A 19,008-nucleotide genomic window follows, 5' to 3' on the forward strand; every position below is an offset into this window, starting at 1 on the left:
ACAATAGAATATTTTACATAAATATTAAGATTCTAATCATTCCATTTCTTATCCTTTAGACTAATTCTTAGGTATGTACCCAATGAAAGGAGATTTATCGTTTTGAAGAAACTTTTTGCAAGTCTTTGTTTTTTATTATTTTTAGCGGGCTGTGGTAATGATTCAGCCACCAGCGTGGAAGGAAAAGAAGAAGAAGGAACGAAACAGGCTGACAAACAACCGGCAACTGATGACGAGCAAGTTCAAGAAAAGAAAAAGGTTAAGGCGGAGCCTGTTACTAAAAAGGATGGACAAGGCGATTATCATGTCTTATTTGACGGGGACATTCAAGTAAAGGATAATACGCTAACAGCTTCTGGAACCACCAATTTACTGCCAGGCTCGAAGCTCTTCTTCCAAATAGATGCATTGGATGGTGTGATTATCGGGAGTTCTGCTACTACTCTCGTAAAAAATGATGGGTCTTTTCAATTGGAACAAAAGCTTCCTAGCAATTATGACTTTCCTGTCGTAAATAGTAGAATTGTTTTTAATCCGGCTTCAAGTACGGATGATAAAATTACAAGCCACTATACAGAAATGGGTGAGCCTCTGACAGGACCTTTCGTCCGCCTTTATACGGAAGGTAATGAATTAAGGAAGGAAATTTCAGTGGGTACGGAGATTCCACTCGACAACACAGAGACCGTTATTCCTATAGAAGCACCGTCATGGAATATACCGGAGGATTACGGTTCACCGAATGTTTGGATGGAAGCAGAAGTACAAGAGGATGAAAATTTTATCTATATTTCTGGAAAAAGCAACTTACTGGAAGGAACATCGATACACGGAATGCTAGATATTGAAGGTTATATTACCTCAGGTTATTCAGACAGGGACAATACAAATCCTGATGGTTCGTTCCACCTGGTTATCAACCATCCAAAGAAGAAAATAGAAGATCTACAAGGATATGAAATACGACTAAAATTCTCCCCTTCTGATTCAAATAGCTTTCCTTATATTTATGAAACCTATGGTGAAAACGGGGAACAGCTTCAAGGAAATCTTGTCGTAAATGAAAACGGTGAGAATGAAATTGTCTATGTATTGAATGTACAAAAATAATAAGGACGGCAGGGAACAGGTCCTGTATCCCTGAAGGAAAATAATGAAGGAAAGCTCTGTGAGAAAACACGAATCTCTACAGAACTTTCCTTTATCGTGATTGCTTGAAGCCATTATTTACCTAAAGGACTTTTGTTCTTATCGGATTGTGAATAATGCTTTTGACCAAGGAATTAGTTGATCTAACATTTGATTAACAGAATCCTCTTGTACCGCCTTTGGTTTAAAGTCAGTACCATTCTCAAAATCAGTGAATAATGACAATGCAGGATGTACACGAACATCAGCAACTAGCAATTCACCTAAAATACCACGTAAATGTTCAGCCGCACGCGCACCACCTACTGAACCATAAGATACGATTCCAGCTGCCTTATTGTTCCATTCTTCACGAAGATAATCTAATGCATTTTTAAGTGCTCCTGTAATTGAGTGATTATATTCTTGAACAATAAATACGAACCCATCTTGAGCTGCAATACTTTCTGACCATGCTGCTGCACCTGAAGCGTCTGCTCCTGCCTCACCAAGTAATGGCAGTTTATAGTCTGCAATATCAATAATAGTATAATTCGCGTCCCCACGCTTATCCGCTATTTCTTTTACCCACTCAGCTACTTGTGGGCTCACACGTCCTTCACGCGTAGATCCGATAATAATCCCGATGTTTAATTTTGTCATTGTTTCTTCCTCCTCATTTTTTGCTCCAAATAGTTTATTTAAAAATCTCACTTACCTCACCCACTTACAATTATTCCTTTTCAAGTATCCATATACTACAAGACAAGATAAATCTCTCTGATTAGGTTATCTTGAATTAAAGACTTTTACCAAAAAAATAACCTGCTTTTTTCCTTCAGACCGACTCGTTTTAATCATTCAATCGTTTGACTAAGCTTAATCTCTGAAACTATCTCATTCTGCTGGATTTAATTCTAATTCCACTTTGATTTTGATATCTTTTCCTACTAGTACACCACCGGTTTCAAGTGCTGCGTTCCAAGTAAGACCGAATTCCTCGCGGTTAATTTTTGCAGCTGCTTCGAAACCATATACTTCAACACCCCATGGGTTGGTTCCTTTCCCGCCAAATTCAACATCAAATGTTACTGGTTTTGTTACATCCTTGATTGTTAAGTCACCTGTTACTTTGTAATCATCACCATCTCTTGTAATGCTTGTAGATATAAATTCAATTGATGGGTTATTTTCTACATCAAAGAAATCTGCTGATTTTAAGTGATTATCGCGATCGTCATTTCGTGTATTAATGCTCGCCACATCAAATTTGAATGCAACCTTTGCAGAGGTTAAATCGGTTAAATCTTCTGCCTCAACATCCGCTGTATATGAATCAAATTGACCTTTTACTTTTGATACCATCATATGCTTTACTTCAAATCCTACTGATGAATGCGATTGATCGACTATCCATTTTGCCATTTTATATTCCCCCAAATTCTTTATTTTTACTTTTATCTTGATTTCGAGATATATAACAAAAAAAATATTAGATTGTTTAAATATATTTTTAAATCATATATCTCCAAATGATTTATCTTTAATTCGAGATAAATTTATCATATTTGCTTAATCTATGTCAACTCTTTTATAAGATTTTTTTAAAAAATATATTGAACTCGAGATATTTATTCAAAAAAAATTTAGACACCTTTTGCATAGTATCCTAATTTTTTTAATTGTTGAATCATGTTCTCTTTTTCATTTATGTCTAAACCAGATAGTATTTCTTGAATAGCCTTTTTATGTTTAGGAAAAACTTCATCCATTAACTCCATACCTTTTACTGTTATGGCTGCATAGGTAATACGGCGATCATTTGGACATGGTTTTCTCTCTAATAGTTTTTTCTTTTCTAACTTATCTACTACATAAGTAATGCTGCTGCTGGCTATCAAAACCTTCTCGCCAATTTTCTGGATAGGTTGTTCACCTTTATGATAAATCAATTCCAAAACAGCAAACTCCGTTGGGTTTAGCCCTAAACATTTAATATCTTCTTCCACACGTTTTTTAATTGATTCTAAAGTTCGAGTTAAAACTACAAATAACTTTAGAGACAATTCTTCTTGGCTTTTTAAGTTAGTCATGAATATCATCCCCTTCATTATCTCGAATTCGAGGTAATTATATAATTTATTGTTTCCTTTTGTCAATTACATACAAGAATTTATAAAGAAGCTTCCCAAAAGTTTGTTCAACTTATGAGAAGCCTTCTTTAAGTTATTCTGCTTGTAAAATGATTCTTCCTGCCTTATAACCAAACTACTTTAGCTATCGTAACTTTTATCCCACTCTTAACGGGCAGTAAGTCCCCACCTCAAGATTCTGAGTATAGAAGAAAAGATAGGCGGGGGATCAACTGCCCGTTAAGGTCCAGATGAAGAAAAGCCCCACTGATGGAAGTTTCACTTTATGAATTCAAATCATACATTTGTCCTTTGATTAGGTAGGCTGCGCTTTCTGCAATGTTTGTGATATGGTCTGCTGTTCTTTCGAGGTAGCGATTAATTAATAAAAGTTGTACTAATTGGTCTGTTTCCTCAGGATGCTCTTTTAAATAGCCTGTGATTGTTTTATAAGCCTCGCTGCTATAATCGTCCACCTCATCATCCAATTTTCCAACTTCTTCGGCAAGCTTGATATCTCCATCCAAAAATGAATGTAATCCCTTTTGAAGCATGATAACTGAGATATCCTTCATTTTCTCAAGACTCGTGATATTCACTAACGAATGGGAATTCCCAATTTTAATCGTCGATTTGGCAATATTAACTCCAAAATCTGCAATTCGCTCAATTTCCGAACTAATTTTTAAAGCTCCGATAATTCTGCGTAAATCTCTAGCAACAGGCTGTTCTTTCGCCATAAGCCAGATGATAAAATGATTAATTTCAATTTCAAGGTCATCCACGACCTCATCCTCTTCAATTACTTTTAACGCTAATTCTACATCTTTTGCTTTAAAGGCTTCAAAAGCATTTTCAAGTGATGAAATAGCTAAGTCGGACATCGTTTTCATTTTTTCTTCCAGTTCCTTTATACTATTATGAAAGCTTTCACGAGTAACCATTTATTTATCCTCCCTTAACCGAATCTGCCTGTAATATAATCTTCCGTTCTCTGATCACTTGGCATGGAGAAGATTTTATTTGTTTCATCATATTCGACGACTTCCCCACTCAAGAAAAATGCTGTTCTATCTGAAACCCTCGCTGCTTGTTGCATATTATGGGTAACAATGACAATCGTATAGTCCTTCTTCATATTTTCAATCAACTCTTCCACTTTTAAAGTAGAGATAGGGTCCAATGCGGAAGTAGGCTCATCCATTAGAATCACATCTGGTTTCATAGCAATGGCACGTGCAATGCACACACGCTGCTGTTGACCTCCAGATAGACCAAGTGCCGAGTGTTTAAGGCGATCCTGCACTTCATCCCAAATGGCCGCACCACGTAAGCTATTTTCAACAATTTCGTTTAGCTGTTTTTTATTTTTAATTCCTTGCATCCTTGGACCATATGCTACATTATCATAAATACTCATAGGAAATAGATTAGCCTTTTGAAAAACCATTCCTACTTTAGTTCTTAATTTGATTACATCATTGGTTTTGTATATATCCTCATTATCAATCATAATACTGCCATTAATATTTACTCCATCAATCAAATCATTCATGCGGTTTAACGTTCGAAGGAAAGTTGATTTCCCGCATCCAGATGGACCGATTAGAGCTGTAACCTCGTTTTTATGAATATCTAGGGAGATGGAGTAAAGAGCCTGCTTATCCCCATAGAATAAATCAAGATTTTTTACACTAATTTTCACTTCTGTATTTGATGGCTGCGTCATTGTTGTAGTATTCGGCCTTACTTTCATTCCATTTATACTCATATCAACACCTCATTTAATAATCCGCTTTATTTAATTTTTTCGAGATAAACATGGCCGTTAGATTCAACGCCAGGATAATGATAATTAAGACAATCCCAATGGCCGAAGCTAATTCAATGTCACCTGATTCCTGTGTCACTAAAAAAGAATGAACGGTTAATGTTCGAGCCGATGAGAAGATAGTAGAAGGCATGGCAGCAACCGTTCCAGCTGTTAAAAATATCGCAGCAGACTCACCAACAATTCTTCCAATTGAAAGGATGATTCCAGTTAAGATACCAGGCATGGCACTTGGTAAAATGACTTTATATAAAGTTTGCAACTTTGTCGTTCCCAAGGCTAGCGACCCCTCGCGATAGGAGTTAGGAACAGTTTTTAACGATTCTTCAGTTGTTCGGATAATGACTGGTAATACAATAATAGTTAACGTTAAGGAAGCAGCTATGATGGACATCCCCATCTTTAAAGTTGTCACAAAGAATACTGCTCCAAACAATCCATAAATAATCGACGGAATCCCTGTTAAGCTTTCGGTTGCAAAACGAATGATATTTACCAATCGACCTTGTTTTGCATACTCTTGCATAAAGACTGCGGCACAAATCCCAATTGGAGTTGCGATGATTAATGAAATGGCAATGGTATAAATGGTTGTAATAATCATCGGCCAAATTCCACCGCCGCCAGCAGGAGAATAGTTTCCGAAGATAAAATCAAAGCTGATTAAACGGTAACCCTTTAAAAAGATATAACCAACAATCATGATAAGTACGGCAACGGTTAAGAAAGCCGATCCCCAAAGAAGTCCACGATACAAATGATCTTTAAGCTTTCTCAACTTACTTACCACCCTTCGCACTGATTTTTGCTAACACAAAATTTAAAAGTAAAATAAACGAAAATAAAACAATACCTGTAGCAAATAACATCTCTTGGTGTGTACCGAATGCATAACCCATTTCCAATGCAATATTTGTAGTTAATGGTCGGACGCTGTCTGTGAGGCTTGTTGGTAAAATAAGACTGTTTCCTGCGACTAAGATAACTGCCATTGTTTCACCGATAGCTCTGCCCAGACCTAAAACAATGGCTGCCATTATCCCTGACTTAGCTGCTGGGATAACAACCTTAAAAATGGTTTCTATTTCAGAAGCACCTAGCGCTAATGAACCTTCACGATATGTTTTAGGGACTGCACGGATGGCTGTTTCAGCAACTGTTACAATGGTCGGAAGCATCATGATGGCTAAAACAAAGATAACCGCAATTAAGCTTTGTCCTTTTACTAGGTTTAATTGATTTTGTAAAAAAGGGACAATGAGTGCAAGTCCAAATACACCATATAATACAGATGGGATTCCAGCCAACAGCTGTACTGCGGGAGAAATCAATTTTGCTACACTTTTTGGTGCAATTTCAGCCAAGAAAATAGCCGTAAATAAACCAATAGGTACTCCAATCACTAAGGCACCGATTGTCGCGTAAATAGATGCTATAATCATTGGCAATATACCAAATTTCTCTTCACTTGGAACCCAATCCACTCCAAAGAGAAAGTCGATAAAACTATATCCATCAACTACAAATGGAAGTAATCCTTTATAAAATACAAATCCAACGATTAATAATAAACTGATAACTGAAAGAAGTGCGCAGAACTGAAACAATCTTGATGACAGCTTCTCTAACATGTACTTCCTCTTATTTAGATTCTTTTCCTCTTCAAGCTGCTGTGGCATATGCATTCCTCCATGAATCACTTTTTCCCTTGTTAGTCTTTATCTTTGCAGTTATTTAATTGGAATAGCGCCTGTTTCAGCCACAATGGCTTGTCCATCTGGGCTTAATATATATTCGATAAACTGCTTTCCGGCATCGGTAATATTGTTCATTTTATGTACAAAGAGAAATGGACGTGACAGACTATATTTTTTCTGTAATACATTCTCCGCTGTAGCCTCCACTCCATTGATATCTATAGTTGAAATAGAGGAATCAATATATTCGAATGAAATAAAACCTACCGCATGCTTATTCCCTGCAACCGTCGTTTTGATATTTCCGTTACCGCTCGCAATGATTGCACTTCGTACCAATTCACCTGATGAATACCCTACTATTTCTTGAAAGGCATCTCGTGATCCGGATCCATCTTCTCTGGAAACAACGACGATTTCCATGTCTTCTCCACCTAGTTCCTTCCAATTTGTAATCTCACCGGTAAAAATGGCCTTTACTTGCTCTATCGTAAGATTTTTCACTTTGTTACTAGGGTGTGCCACGACAACAATCCCATCGTAAGCAATAATAGTCTCAACTAACCCACTTGCTTTTTCTTCCTCTTCCAAATCACGAGAGGACATTCCAATTTCCGATACTCCATTTATCGAATTTTGGATTCCTGCTGATGATCCAATTTGATTTATTTCAACTTTTACATTACTTTTCTCTTTAAACTTTTCAGCAATTTTTTCAGCTAAAGGTCCTACTGATGTGGACCCCGAAACAGAAACGGTAGCTGAACCTTCATTTGATGTTTCTTGTCCATCATTTGTACTATTTCCACATGCTGATAAAAAGGAAGTTAAGACTAACACTAATAATCCCAGCATTATTTTTCTTTTTAACATCATAATTAACCTCCCAAAAGATCGATTTCATTCGAAATTAAAGAATAAACGCTGTATGTAAAGATTCACCGCCTACTTTGTAAAGGTTTTGTAAATTTTATTAATTTCCTTTTAAAAATGTAAACCTTTAAACCATTCTTCTTTACAAGCAATTTGAGCCTGTTCTTAATATGCTGTTTCAAGTCAGAATATATGATTATAACAACAAAAAAAACGGAGAAGTACTCCTAACAAGTTCAGCGATTGGGGAGAAACTGGATTTTCGATACTGCATTCATAAGCTAATCGGTCCAAAATGGTCTAATAGACTCAAGAAACTAGACACAAAATGAGGAAATATTGAAGGCAATTGATGAAGAGAAAATAATGTACACTAGAGAGGGAATCATTTGAATAGGAAAATGATTTTCCAAAAAGCATTAGAACTACAAATAATGAAGAAGAATGCTACTGAGTTTGCCCCATGAACAGGCTCGGGCTATACGGATGATTAAATGATAAAAATGTATATTTCCACATCACACAAGAAATGAAAAAAGAGGCCATCCATTTTTGGACAGCCCCCTTTCTGCTAAATATAAAGTTTCTAATAAAACTCTCTATCATTACGTTGGTTACAGCAGAATATTACTAGCTTTACTTTAGAGGAACTATCTCCAAAATGAAGCAGCTTTCAATCCTTGAAAACTATGAGAATACGGCAATTTTACGTGCGATAGATTCTGTTAAACGAGATGCCACTTTTGGAACAGCCCATTTAATGATGGGTGTTAACACCGCACCCGATAACCCGCCTGCATGGACTTCAACTGTACAAGTCATTGTTGTTTTACCATCGACGTCCTCTGCAGTAAAATGACCGCTTCCTGTGAAATTATCCGATAAACCTTTTATTTCAAACTTAATATTTGAAGGTTCATTCCATTCGGTAATATCTACCTGCGCTTGTATTGTTTTTTTAATCCCTTTGATACTACCTTCAAATGTCCAAATCGATTGCTTGTCATTTATGATTTTATGTTCTTTATAGGCTGGTACGGTCGTTGCCCATTTTTCAAGGTTGCTAACATAATCCCAAACTGCTTGTACATCTACTGGAATTTCTACTGTATGTGTTCCCGTTGCCATTATGGTCCCCACTTTCACTGCATATAAATTGTAACTTTATCTTTCTACTAAACAATTATTACATAAAAAGTATAAACTTACATCACTAATTATAGTGTTAGCAATGAAAGCATTAATTGGATAGGAGATACTAAACATAATGAGGATTTTTTTGCAAAATTGGAATGACCATAGTTATCCCATCGTTATCAAAACCGTCCTACACATTTTCGATATTTTTTATAATCATATATCAATGAAAGCCCCCCGGCTTGTCGGGAAGTACCAATTAGATCGTTGACCTCAATCCCTGAACTACTTTATATTAATAGTTTATTGAATTAGCAAGATAGCCCCCGCCATAATAGGGGTGAGAACCATTGCACTTTTTAAAATTGGCAACGGAACATTGTTGGTAAATTTGGCCCCAATATAAGAACCAATCATCGTTCCTGCCAGTACTTGGAAAAGTAACAAGAAGTCGAAATAGCCCTCAAAATAGTAACCCGACCCGCCAGCGAAAGCGATGGGGAGAATAACCAACATCGTTGTCCCGACTGATTTTTGTACAGAAAGACCTAGCACAACCATCAATCCAAGCTGGATGAAGGGAGCCGAGCCAATACCAAACGTACCAGATAAAACACCTGTCACTATACCGACAGCCGCTGCTCTCATTAGAAAAATGCCAGTTGATCTCGCTTTCCTTTTATTTTTCTCTTTAAGCCTATTTACTATAAAAAGCCGAATCATCAGCATAACAGCCGATAGGAACAACATTCCCGCCGTGAACCAATGAAGTGAATCAACCGGAATCCATACGGCAATCTTAGAACCAACAAAGGACAAAATGGCCCCAAAGGCACCTACAGTTATTCCTGTTTTGACATCAATATTTCCCTGCCGGTAATGGCTGTAAGCTCCGGACATAGTCGTAAACACCATTGCAGCCAGAGACGTACCTAATGCTGTATGAATGGGTACTCCAAAAACAACGGTTAACAGCGCAATGATAAAACCGGATCCTCCAGCCCCAATAAATCCTAGTAATATTCCCATTAGGAACATAGTAAGTGTGATAATCAAAGATGTCGCCCCCAAGCACACTATTACTTCATTAATGATATTTATCCAAGTATATTATAGTACTTGAAAATGGCAAGACGCTTTTTGTAATTAAAAAAAGCAACGGTGAAAATGAGATTTTATATGTTTTTACCTTTTAAATTAACCTTTGGAAGAACATGCACATGTAAAAACAAGGATTATGCAAGATGTGCCGCTTCCGTTAACCTTTCCGTTGATTCAACAATTTTTTGTGTATCATTTCCAATCTCCTTGATAATTTCAACGAGATTTTTAATATCAGATTCAGTTTGTTGGACAGTAAGCAAATTTTCATTTGCTGCGCTAACAATACTGTCAAAGGCTTCTCTCGTCATGGCTGATTTATCTTTTCCTTTTTCAATTAAATCCTCAACCTCCTGTAAACTTAAGCTGACATTGTCTTTTTGTTTCGTAATTTGTTCGGTGAGTGTTTGAATAGACTCCACTGATGCCTTCGTTTGTTCTGATAACTTTCTTACCTCATTTGCTACAACCGCAAATCCTTTTCCATGCTCACCGGCATGAGCAGCTTCAATTGTTGCATTCAATGAAAGTAAGTTGGTTTGGTTTGAAATACCTTTAACCATTTCAACCACTTCTATTATTTTTGACGATAATTCATTAAGTGAACTTACAGCCTCTCTCATAGCCATTGTACTTTGATAGATAGATTGAATTTGATTTTCAAGTGAATATAGTTGATTTTGACCATTTTCTGCTAGCAGCTGAGTAGATTTTGATTTATCTGCTGTCTGTTGCCCTTGAATACTTACCATTCTACTTTTTTGAATTAATTCCTCCACACCAGCACTTGTTTCTTCAGTAATGGAAACTAACGACTTACTTGTTTCAAATATTTTATTTTTTAGTTCCTCTTTTATATTTTGAAATTCTTCCTGTTTTTTCTCGATGTTCACTTTCTCTAGTGACTCAATGATAATTTGTTGATGAAAATTTAATATTTTTGAAACACTAGTTGATATCTTGAAAAATTCCTCTAACTCGCAGTTTGAGTGATATAAGCAGCTTTGAATATTCTGGAGTATGATTTGAAAACTAGCAACATACCACTGTGGCAATACCCCTAACGCCTGATGTCCTTTTGCTATAGTCTGAAGCCTCTTTATATAAGCATCATCATAACAGCCATCAAACATGGTGACGATAAAAGCAGCATGAACTTGGATCCATCTGTCCTTAGTTGAATAAGCATTTACAATATTCTTATATTCTGGAATATTACACATAGCATGGTAAAAGTCACTTGCAATATTTTGCGAATGATTTTTGACAAGCTCTTGAATGGTTTTAGCAATCTTCATTTCTTCTAAAGACAATCCAAGCGCCTTAAACTGGTTAGAAATACTACTATCAGAAATGGAGAATAAGACGTCTTGATCGTTTGCCCGATGGATCCACTTTGTTTGTTTCGGGGATTTTGGTCTATAAAAATACACTTTTCGATGCTCCTATCATTTTCATAGTCGTTATATACAAATAGAACCTATTATTTTATTCATATAATTTTACTATAACAACCGTAGTAAAAACTCTCAATTCGAGATATTATATAATTTAAGCTAAAACGATTAAATTTTTGTGAACCATGTTTAACACAGAAAAGAAAAGAGGATTGGCTTAATCAAAAAACAGCTTACATATGCCGACATAAAAAAATATATAATATTTTTTCACTGTTTCCTAAAACTAATAAGTGAACATCAAAATAATCCTCCCTCGTTTCTCTATACATTCAAAAACACAACATAAGGAAGTGGTATTTATGAGTACACATATTGGAGCAAAATCAGGTGATATCGCCGAGACGATTTTACTTCCAGGGGACCCTTTACGGGCAAAGTATATTGCTGAAAATTTTTTAGAGAATGTCGTTTGCTATAACGAAATTCGCAATATGCTTGGATTTACAGGTACATATAAAGGGAAAAGAGTTTCTGTACAAGGATCAGGTATGGGGATTCCCTCCATCTCCATCTATGCAACAGAATTAATGAAAGAATATAATGTTCAAAATTTAGTTCGTGTGGGTACTTGCGGAGCTTTTGAAAAAAGTGTCAAAATCCGTGATGTCATTATCGCAATGAGTGCTTCAACCGACTCACAAATGAACCGAAAAATCTTTGGAGCGATGGATTATGCCCCAACAGCTAATTTTGAATTATTGAAAAAAGCGTATGACATCGGCACCGAAAAAGGACTTAGTTTAAAGGTTGGAAATGTATTTAGTGCAGACATTTTCTACGATGAATATGCTGAACACGAAAAATGGGCACAATATGGAATTTTAGCTGTTGAAATGGAAACATCCGCCCTCTACACATTAGCCTCCAAATATGGAAGAAAGGCACTGTCCATCCTAACTGTTAGTGACCATATTTTAACAGGTGAAGCGACTTCAGCTGAAGAAAGACAAACAACCTTTAACCAAATGATCGAGGTTGCTTTAGATACTGTCATATAATAATAAAGGGCGGCAAGTTGATCCTCCACACCAACTTGCCGCCCTTTATGTTTCTGCAATTGAGGTAATCTCAGACACCTTAATCTGTAGTCGTGTTTACCTGCCCAAAAGGTAACTATTTAGATAATCCAGCTATCTCTTCCCTTTGTCATAAATTTCACCTAATGCTCTCGGGGCTCGATTCGATTTAGAGAAAAAGATTAATAACAATAAGGTTAATACATACGGTAATGTCATAAATAAATCCGTAAAACTACTTGGTAATTCCATAAACTGGGCAATATAAGTTCCTCCAGATCTTGCAAAACCAAATAAAAGACAGGCTGCTAAAGTAGGGAGGATGTTCCAGTTACCAAAAATTAATGCTGCAATAGCCAAAAAGCCATACCCCATATAAATACTGGAAGAAAAATTAGCAGAGATGGAATAGGCAAAACACATCCCTCCAAGTCCTGATAAGAGCCCCGAAATGAGAACCGCTGAAAATCTAATTTTCGATACATTTACACCTGCTGCATCAACAGAATGGGGATTTTCCCCACTCGCTCTTAAACGCATGCCAAACTTTGTTTTATATAAAAGATACCACGCAAAAAGGGCAATCACGATGATAATCACTTCAAACGGATAAACATTCGTAAAGATTGCACCAATCACTGGTATATTGGATAAACCTTCAATCGTAAACCGCTCCGATACACCCAATTGAAACTTGTCAGAAGCCGCTCCAAACACAAGTGCATTTATTTGTGCCGTTAAAAATGTGGTTAGGGCTAACGCCAAAATGTTAATGACGACACCACTTATCACTTGATCCGCCTTAAACTTGATAGATAACAAAGCATGAATAATGGAAAAAGCCATTCCACCAATCATCGAAAATAATAGCGCCACGTAAAATAGATTTTGAATATCTGTACCAGAAGCATTCGCGATTAAGACAGCGGATAGTGCTCCGATGAATGCACCAAAGCCTTGGAAACCTTCAAGCGCTAAATTGACAATACCACTCTTTTCACTATAAATCCCACCTATTGCTATAATAAAAAGAGGCAGAGCAAAGGATAATCCATCAATAATTACTGTATCCATTATGCTTCACTCTCCTTTCGATCCACTTCTTTTTCCTTCACCCGACTGACTTTATGCTTCAAGTATTCACCACATGCACTAAACAATAAGATGAGCCCGATGATAACAGAAGATATTTCTTGTCTAATTCCAGCCTGTGAACTCATATATGTGTTGCCCTGATCAATAACAGATATTAAAAATGATGAAAAAATAACACCAATGGGATGAGAGTTTCCTAATAGTGATACAGCAATGGAATCAAAACCGATACTTGATAATACTTTTGGTTGGATGGAAGAAAAGTAACCTAGATAATAAGTGACACCTGCAAGACCTGCCAATCCGCCTGAAATCACCATGGCTAAAACCGTAGTTCCTCCGACATTAATTCCTGCATACTTTGCTGCATTACGGTTGGAACCTATCGCTTTAATTTCAAAACCAACCACTGTTTTGTCCATGACAAACTTGATTAAAATTGCGATAATGATAGCTAATATAAAGCCTAGTGGAATATCCATTTTCAAGTTGGCTACTTCGACATTGACTAAAGTTAATCTTGATACTTCTGCAATATATTTGGATTGTCTTGAAACAGGATCAATATAATACATTTGAATAAAAAAGCTTATGACATACTGGGCAATATAATTTAACATAATCGTAGAGACGACTTCATTAATGTTAAATTTATACTTTAACCACCCTACTAGTCCTCCCATTAATCCTCCAGCAATCATCCCGATTAACAAAACAAGCGGCTTTGCCATTATGGCATCTAATCCACTATAACCAACAATAATCGTCGCTAAAAAACCAGAGACGAGCATTTGACCGGAAACCCCAATATTAAATAGGCCCGCTTTAAAAGCAACAGCAACAGCTAAGCTGGCAAACACAAGCGGCGTCATCGCATTTAGCAAACTCAAAAAATCAGTCAACATGCTCTTATAGCCAGCATAAGTTGGCTTAGGCAAGATTCCTGCCCCTTGAAATAAGTTATAAAATGCCTGTAAAGGATTTTTGCCCATGACAAGTATGACAATAGCCGCAGCAATAAAACTGATGATTATGGAGACTAATGGAATCGAGATAGGCTGCCATTTCTCATTACTTATCGGTCGGATTAGACTATTACTTAAGCTATTTTTTTTACTATCTTTACTCATGCTTTGCCCCCATCATATATTCGCCGACTTCATTCGTCGTTAATGTTTCACTACTTGCAATTTTTTGAAGTTGGCCATTATATATCACTCCAATGGTATCCGCTACATTCATAATTTCATCTAACTCCAATGAAACAAGTAAGATTGCTTTTCCTTGATCTCGCTCATGAATCATCATTTTATGAATATTTTCAATCGCACCAATATCTACTCCCCGCGTTGGCTGTACGAAAATCATAAGCGGCGATTGTAATTCAATTTCGCGGGCTATAATGGCTTTTTGCTGATTACCGCCACTCATCGAACGAACTTGTGTCTTAATCCCTTGTCCGCTTCGAATATCATATTTATCAATCATCTTACTGCCAAACTGTTCAAATTCTTCATTATTTAAGATTCCCTTTCTAGAAAAGGGCTCCCTATAATACTGCTTTAAGGCTAAATTAGTGGATAAATCAAAATCCAATACGAGTCCAAATGTTTGTCTATCTTCAGGTATATAAGAGATTCCAGCTTCTGTTCTTTTTCTTATCTTTTCATTTGTAATATCCTTACCCTCTAGGATTATTTTTCCGCTGCTCACCTTCGTTAATCCAGCAATGGCATCCGCTATTTCTACTTGGCCATTATCTGCGACTCCAGCGATAGCAAATATTTCTCCACTGCGTATGGTAAAGGATACATCTTTGACCACTTCAAACCCATCTTCATTTTTAACGGTCAAATGTTCTAGCTTTAATACTTCCTCTTTAAATACAGCAGGGGATTTGTCTGATTCGAAGTTTACCTCCCTGCCGACCATGAGTCGGGCCATTTGCCTGGTAGATGTTTCTTTTACATCCAACACATCTACTAATTTCCCTTTGTTCAACACAGCACATCGATCGGCTACTTTCTTAATTTCCTCCAGCTTATGTGTAATTAATATGATGGTTTTTCCACTGTTTCGTAAGCCTTCGATAATACCGAGCAAGAATTCAATTTCCTGCGGCGTTAAAACAGCGGTTGGTTCATCAAATATAAGGATTTCCGCTTCACGATAAAGCACCTTTAAAATTTCCACCCGTTGCTGCATCGAAACCGTCAGATCAGCTATTTTTTTCGTAGGATCGACTTCTAAGCCAAAGTTTTTAGACAATTCTTCAATTTTACGATTAGCATTTCGAATATCTACATATGGAAAGAAACCGGCAAATTTTTTTATAGGCTCTATACCAAGTATAATATTCTCTGTAATCGTATAATTAGAGACTAACTTAAAATGCTGATGAACCATTCCAATGTTAAGCTTTGCTGCATGGTTAGGTGAACTAATTTGCACTTTCTCTCCCCGAATATAAATTTCTCCTTCATCCGGCTCGTACATACCACCTAGCATACTCATCAAAGTTGATTTACCTGCACCATTTTCTCCAAGTAAGGCAAAAATTTCTCCTTTTTTAATACCAATGGTTACATCATCATTTGCCACTATTCCAGGAAATCGTTTGGTTATATGTTTCATTTCTACAATATAATCAGACATCTTTCGTCTCCTTAATATAATAATAGGAAAAAAATTCAAAAGAAGTTCACCATTCCCTAGTTTTCCTTAAATGGGGAAATGATAAACTTCTAATGGTTCATTTCTTTTTTTCGTTTCTAACTATGCATTATAACCCTGGAAACTTTTCTGGAGTATGTCCATTAAAATTAGATGCAGGTGTAATCTTTCCTTCTTTGACCAATTGATAGGCATCATTAAGCTTTTTCAATGTGTCTTCTGATAATTGATGACGACCTTCTTCTTTTATAAAACCAGTTGAATCTGTATCTGCGTGAAGAACGACATTTCCACCTTTAAAGCTTCCATCAACAACAGAATTTAATGCCTTTTCAATATTCATACTCATGAATTTTACCGCAGATGTTAATACGATATTTTCAGAACCATTTACACCCTCATCAAATTGGTCAACATCCACACCAATTACTTTTACGTCGCCTTTCGCTTCCTTAGCTGCTGTGAATACACCATTGCCCGTACCACCTGCTGCTGGGAAGATAATATCAACACCTTTATCAATTAACGCATTGGCAATAACCTTACCCGTTGCGGCATCTGCAAAAGATCCTGCATAGTTACCGCCCACATCGGTGCCATTTACATCCGTTCCTGCATAACCTGATAATTCTACAACTTCAACTTTTTTCCCATAAACTTTATTAGCATAATTCACACCTGATTCAAAGCCGTATTGATAATTTACATTTGAAGGATAAGCTATACCATTTACAACCGCTACTTTATTTGATTTTGTTTCAAGCGCTGCAGCCATTCCAGCAAAGAATCCACTTTCTTGTTCAGCGAAATTCATGGCATATATATTATCGAATTCTTTTTGATCACCTACAGGCGCTGGCTCAGAGTCATTGATAATAAATTTTTTATCAGGATTTTCTACAGCAATACTAGAAACTCCAGCAAACTGAAACCCAGGTGTTACAATTACATCATAATCTGCCACAATATCAGCAACAGCTTGTACAGCTGCAGCAGGATCACCTGTTTCTTCTCTAATCGCCTTTACTGTCGCTGTTGGATGACTTTCAATAAACTTTAATATACCGTTATAGTTATCTTCATTAAAGTTTCCGTCATCAACGCCTGAAGGACTTGTTACAATGGCAATTTTTAATCCTTCTTCCCCTTTATCAGACTTAGCATCATTTTCTTTAGCTGAGTCATTTCCGCCACACGCTGCCATTACCGCAGTCAGTAAAGCAATGAATAAGCTCATTACTATTTTCTTAGTACCTTTTTTCATTTCCTATTCCTCCTATGATTATCATGATGAAATCGTTTCTTGTAAAAAACAGGAAAAGCCCCGAGATGCACCGGAGCTTGACTTTAGGTAAGTAGATAATGGAAATAAAGAATGCGTTTATCGCCATATTTATGTACACAACCTCGTAGTCAGGCTATTTAAGGTAGCTTGGTAGAAACTTTTGGGCCATATTCCCAGGATTATACGAGAACCAGTATTCATTTATACTTGATTCATACTAACATCAGAGGTTACCACTGTCAACGTAATACGAATACTTTTTTAAAAAAGAGACTTTAATGTTCGTGAATTGCACATATAATCTGAGTTATTGACCAAAATAACAACCTATATGTACTTACTTACACATAGTATATCCCAATCCTCACTTCCCAATGATAAAAATAAAACAAATTTATGCAAAATTTTTAGCATCTTTAACTACTCTTTAAAAGTTTTTCATGGCTTTAGCGAAGGTAATAAAAATCAACATATTCCACCACTTTTTCGCAGATAATAGGAGTAAAAACAAGGAGACCAATATGCAAAATACTCAACAAGGTCATACAAATATAAGCTGTTTTAGTGAATATGCTCCGTTAAAGAAAGTCATTTTATGCCAGCCTCAATATATGACGATTAGGGACGTCATTAATGAAACCCAGAAACATTTTAAAGATGAAGGGATACATATTGAAGTTGCCTTGGAACAACACGATTATTTCGTCAAAACGTTACGTGAAAATGGGGTAGAAGTCTATTTACTGCCTTATCACAAAAAATTCCCCGAACAGGTTTTTACAAGAGATATTGGATTTACACTTGGCAAAACCATTTTTGTAGCTGATATGGCCGCTGAGGTTCGACAAGGAGAAGAAAATGTATTAAAGCAATGGCTTGAGGATGAAGGGATTTCTTATTACAACATCATTGGCGATATGATTGAAGGCGGAGATGTCATTATTGACCAGGATACCATTTATATAGGTATAAGCAACCGAACAAATAGAGAAGCAATCAATCATTTATCTGATCTCTTGGATAAACAATTTACAGTCACACCTATTGATTTTCAAGAGAAATTTTTACATCTAGATTGTGTTTTTAACATCGTCTCTGAAAAAGTAGCCTTAATTTATTCAAAAGCATTAAAGAAAGAAGACATCGAAATGCTTCAATCTCGATATGAATTAATTGAGGTAACGGAAGAAGAACAATTTACACTTGGTACAAACGTGTTGTCCATTGGAGATAACCGTATTTTGAGTTTGCCGGTAAATAAAAAGGTAAACGATGAACTACGAAAACGGAATTTCGAAATAATCGAAGTCGACATTACAGAAATTATTAAATCAGGCGGCTCTTTCCGCTGTTGTACCTTACCGCTATTAAGGGGCGAATAAATATGAGACAGTAGGACGAAGGGTCTTACTGTTCCTATAAATCTCCATGTAACTCAAGAGATGAAAAAAGAGGCTTCTCAAAAGTTTGTTCAACTTATGAGAAACCTCCATTAAAAAAACAGGAAAAATCTTCTTCAATATACTCGACCTCCAATAAATAATTTACAGTGCTTATGGAACAAAAGCATTTTGAATATA

18 protein-coding genes and 1 riboswitch are annotated in these 19,008 nt (G+C 36.3%); of the genes, 3 read left to right on the top strand and 15 right to left on the bottom strand.

The features are described from left to right. Positions 1 to 102 precede the first annotated feature (102 nt). Positions 103 to 1,110 carry a hypothetical protein gene (locus F4V44_RS22410; protein ID WP_150442239.1) on the top strand — a complete coding sequence of 336 codons (1,008 nt, stop codon included), beginning with the start codon at positions 103 to 105 and terminating at the stop codon, positions 1,108 to 1,110. A 138-nt stretch (positions 1,111 to 1,248) separates the two neighbouring features. Here F4V44_RS22410 and F4V44_RS22415 read toward each other — a convergent pair whose 3' ends face one another. The 11 genes from F4V44_RS22415 to F4V44_RS22465 form a co-directional block, all read right to left on the bottom strand. Continuing rightward, positions 1,249 to 1,791: an NADPH-dependent FMN reductase gene (locus F4V44_RS22415; protein ID WP_150442240.1), complete on the bottom strand. Its 543-nt coding sequence runs from the start codon at positions 1,789 to 1,791 to the stop codon at positions 1,249 to 1,251. A 234-nt stretch (positions 1,792 to 2,025) separates the two neighbouring features. Beyond that, entirely contained in the window at positions 2,026 to 2,553 is a 528-nt protein-coding gene (locus F4V44_RS22420; protein ID WP_150442241.1) for a YceI family protein, read from the bottom strand. Between the two features lie 221 nt (positions 2,554 to 2,774). Beyond that, positions 2,775 to 3,221: a MarR family winged helix-turn-helix transcriptional regulator gene (locus F4V44_RS22425; RefSeq protein WP_150442242.1), complete on the bottom strand. Its 447-nt coding sequence runs from the start codon at positions 3,219 to 3,221 to the stop codon at positions 2,775 to 2,777. A gap of 323 nt (positions 3,222 to 3,544) precedes the next feature. After that, positions 3,545 to 4,204: a phosphate signaling complex protein PhoU gene (gene phoU, locus F4V44_RS22430; protein ID WP_150442243.1), complete on the bottom strand. Its 660-nt coding sequence runs from the start codon at positions 4,202 to 4,204 to the stop codon at positions 3,545 to 3,547. Positions 4,205 to 4,218: 14 nt separating this feature from the next. Further along, positions 4,219 to 4,989 carry a phosphate ABC transporter ATP-binding protein PstB gene (pstB, locus tag F4V44_RS22435; RefSeq protein WP_150442278.1) on the bottom strand — a complete coding sequence of 257 codons (771 nt, stop codon included), beginning with the start codon at positions 4,987 to 4,989 and terminating at the stop codon, positions 4,219 to 4,221. Positions 4,990 to 5,044: 55 nt separating this feature from the next. Continuing rightward, positions 5,045 to 5,869: a phosphate ABC transporter permease PstA gene (gene pstA / locus F4V44_RS22440; protein ID WP_150442244.1), complete on the bottom strand. Its 825-nt coding sequence runs from the start codon at positions 5,867 to 5,869 to the stop codon at positions 5,045 to 5,047. Position 5,870: 1 nt separating this feature from the next. Continuing rightward, complete coding sequence (gene pstC / locus F4V44_RS22445) at positions 5,871 to 6,770, bottom strand: phosphate ABC transporter permease subunit PstC (protein WP_223882006.1); 900 nt, start codon at positions 6,768 to 6,770, stop codon at positions 5,871 to 5,873. Between the two features lie 51 nt (positions 6,771 to 6,821). Further along, positions 6,822 to 7,664, bottom strand: a complete 843-nt coding sequence (locus F4V44_RS22450; protein WP_150442245.1) for a phosphate ABC transporter substrate-binding protein — start codon at positions 7,662 to 7,664, stop codon at positions 6,822 to 6,824. 684 nt (positions 7,665 to 8,348) lie between these two features. Then, positions 8,349 to 8,789: a CoxG family protein gene (locus tag F4V44_RS22455; RefSeq protein WP_150442246.1), complete on the bottom strand. Its 441-nt coding sequence runs from the start codon at positions 8,787 to 8,789 to the stop codon at positions 8,349 to 8,351. Positions 8,790 to 9,101: 312 nt separating this feature from the next. Continuing rightward, positions 9,102 to 9,854, bottom strand: coding sequence for a sulfite exporter TauE/SafE family protein (locus F4V44_RS22460; RefSeq protein ID WP_191090810.1), 753 nt, complete (start codon positions 9,852 to 9,854; stop codon positions 9,102 to 9,104). A gap of 179 nt (positions 9,855 to 10,033) precedes the next feature. After that, on the bottom strand, positions 10,034 to 11,332 hold the full coding sequence (locus tag F4V44_RS22465; RefSeq protein ID WP_150442247.1) for a globin-coupled sensor protein: 1,299 nt from the start codon (positions 11,330 to 11,332) through the stop codon (positions 10,034 to 10,036). Between the two features lie 326 nt (positions 11,333 to 11,658). Between F4V44_RS22465 and deoD the strand changes: the two genes are divergently transcribed. Then, the gene (gene deoD / locus F4V44_RS22470) at positions 11,659 to 12,357 is read left to right on the top strand and encodes a purine-nucleoside phosphorylase (protein WP_150442248.1); all 699 of its coding nucleotides are present in this window, start codon (positions 11,659 to 11,661) and stop codon (positions 12,355 to 12,357) included. Positions 12,358 to 12,489: 132 nt separating this feature from the next. On the opposite strand, the gene F4V44_RS22475 is transcribed toward deoD, so the two are convergent. From F4V44_RS22475 to F4V44_RS22490, 4 genes are all read right to left on the bottom strand, one after another. Then, entirely contained in the window at positions 12,490 to 13,449 is a 960-nt protein-coding gene (locus tag F4V44_RS22475; RefSeq protein ID WP_150442249.1) for an ABC transporter permease, read from the bottom strand. After that, a complete protein-coding gene (locus tag F4V44_RS22480; protein WP_150442250.1) occupies positions 13,449 to 14,600 on the bottom strand; it encodes an ABC transporter permease in 1,152 nt (383 codons plus the stop codon). The genes F4V44_RS22475 and F4V44_RS22480 overlap by 1 nt, the downstream gene beginning before the upstream one ends. Then, positions 14,593 to 16,125, bottom strand: coding sequence for an ABC transporter ATP-binding protein (locus F4V44_RS22485; RefSeq protein WP_150442251.1), 1,533 nt, complete (start codon positions 16,123 to 16,125; stop codon positions 14,593 to 14,595). Before F4V44_RS22485 ends, F4V44_RS22480 begins: the two co-directional genes overlap by 8 nt. Before the next feature lie 127 nt (positions 16,126 to 16,252). Then, the gene (locus F4V44_RS22490) at positions 16,253 to 17,407 is read right to left on the bottom strand and encodes a BMP family lipoprotein (protein ID WP_150442252.1); all 1,155 of its coding nucleotides are present in this window, start codon (positions 17,405 to 17,407) and stop codon (positions 16,253 to 16,255) included. A gap of 126 nt (positions 17,408 to 17,533) precedes the next feature. Beyond that, a riboswitch (purine riboswitch) is annotated at positions 17,534 to 17,635 on the bottom strand. A gap of 314 nt (positions 17,636 to 17,949) precedes the next feature. On the opposite strand from F4V44_RS22490, the gene F4V44_RS22495 reads away from it, so the two are divergent. After that, positions 17,950 to 18,810 carry a dimethylarginine dimethylaminohydrolase family protein gene (locus F4V44_RS22495; RefSeq protein WP_150442253.1) on the top strand — a complete coding sequence of 287 codons (861 nt, stop codon included), beginning with the start codon at positions 17,950 to 17,952 and terminating at the stop codon, positions 18,808 to 18,810. Positions 18,811 to 19,008 lie beyond the last annotated feature (198 nt).

This window comes from Niallia endozanthoxylica (genome assembly GCF_008710145.1).
In the GTDB taxonomy this organism is placed as follows: domain Bacteria; phylum Bacillota; class Bacilli; order Bacillales; family Cytobacillaceae; genus Bacillus_BD; species Bacillus_BD endozanthoxylica.

What these genes read in the sequence shown, in the direction of transcription:
- F4V44_RS22415 (WP_150442240.1), bottom strand. Translation starts at nt 1,791, where the DNA reads ATGACAAAATTAAACATCGGGATTATTATCGGATCTACGCGTGAAGGA.
- F4V44_RS22420 (WP_150442241.1), bottom strand. Translation starts at nt 2,553, where the DNA reads ATGGCAAAATGGATAGTCGATCAATCGCATTCATCAGTAGGATTTGAA.
- F4V44_RS22425 (WP_150442242.1), bottom strand. Translation starts at nt 3,221, where the DNA reads ATGACTAACTTAAAAAGCCAAGAAGAATTGTCTCTAAAGTTATTTGTA.
- phoU (WP_150442243.1), bottom strand. Translation starts at nt 4,204, where the DNA reads ATGGTTACTCGTGAAAGCTTTCATAATAGTATAAAGGAACTGGAAGAA.
- pstB (WP_150442278.1), bottom strand. Translation starts at nt 4,989, where the DNA reads ATGACGCAGCCATCAAATACAGAAGTGAAAATTAGTGTAAAAAATCTT.
- pstC (WP_223882006.1), bottom strand. Translation starts at nt 6,770, where the DNA reads ATGCCACAGCAGCTTGAAGAGGAAAAGAATCTAAATAAGAGGAAGTAC.
- F4V44_RS22450 (WP_150442245.1), bottom strand. Translation starts at nt 7,664, where the DNA reads ATGATGTTAAAAAGAAAAATAATGCTGGGATTATTAGTGTTAGTCTTA.
- F4V44_RS22455 (WP_150442246.1), bottom strand. Translation starts at nt 8,789, where the DNA reads ATGGCAACGGGAACACATACAGTAGAAATTCCAGTAGATGTACAAGCA.
- deoD (WP_150442248.1), top strand. Translation starts at nt 11,659, where the DNA reads ATGAGTACACATATTGGAGCAAAATCAGGTGATATCGCCGAGACGATT.
- F4V44_RS22475 (WP_150442249.1), bottom strand. Translation starts at nt 13,449, where the DNA reads ATGGATACAGTAATTATTGATGGATTATCCTTTGCTCTGCCTCTTTTT.
- F4V44_RS22480 (WP_150442250.1), bottom strand. Translation starts at nt 14,600, where the DNA reads ATGAGTAAAGATAGTAAAAAAAATAGCTTAAGTAATAGTCTAATCCGA.
- F4V44_RS22485 (WP_150442251.1), bottom strand. Translation starts at nt 16,125, where the DNA reads ATGTCTGATTATATTGTAGAAATGAAACATATAACCAAACGATTTCCT.
- F4V44_RS22490 (WP_150442252.1), bottom strand. Translation starts at nt 17,407, where the DNA reads ATGAAAAAAGGTACTAAGAAAATAGTAATGAGCTTATTCATTGCTTTA.
- F4V44_RS22495 (WP_150442253.1), top strand. Translation starts at nt 17,950, where the DNA reads ATGCAAAATACTCAACAAGGTCATACAAATATAAGCTGTTTTAGTGAA.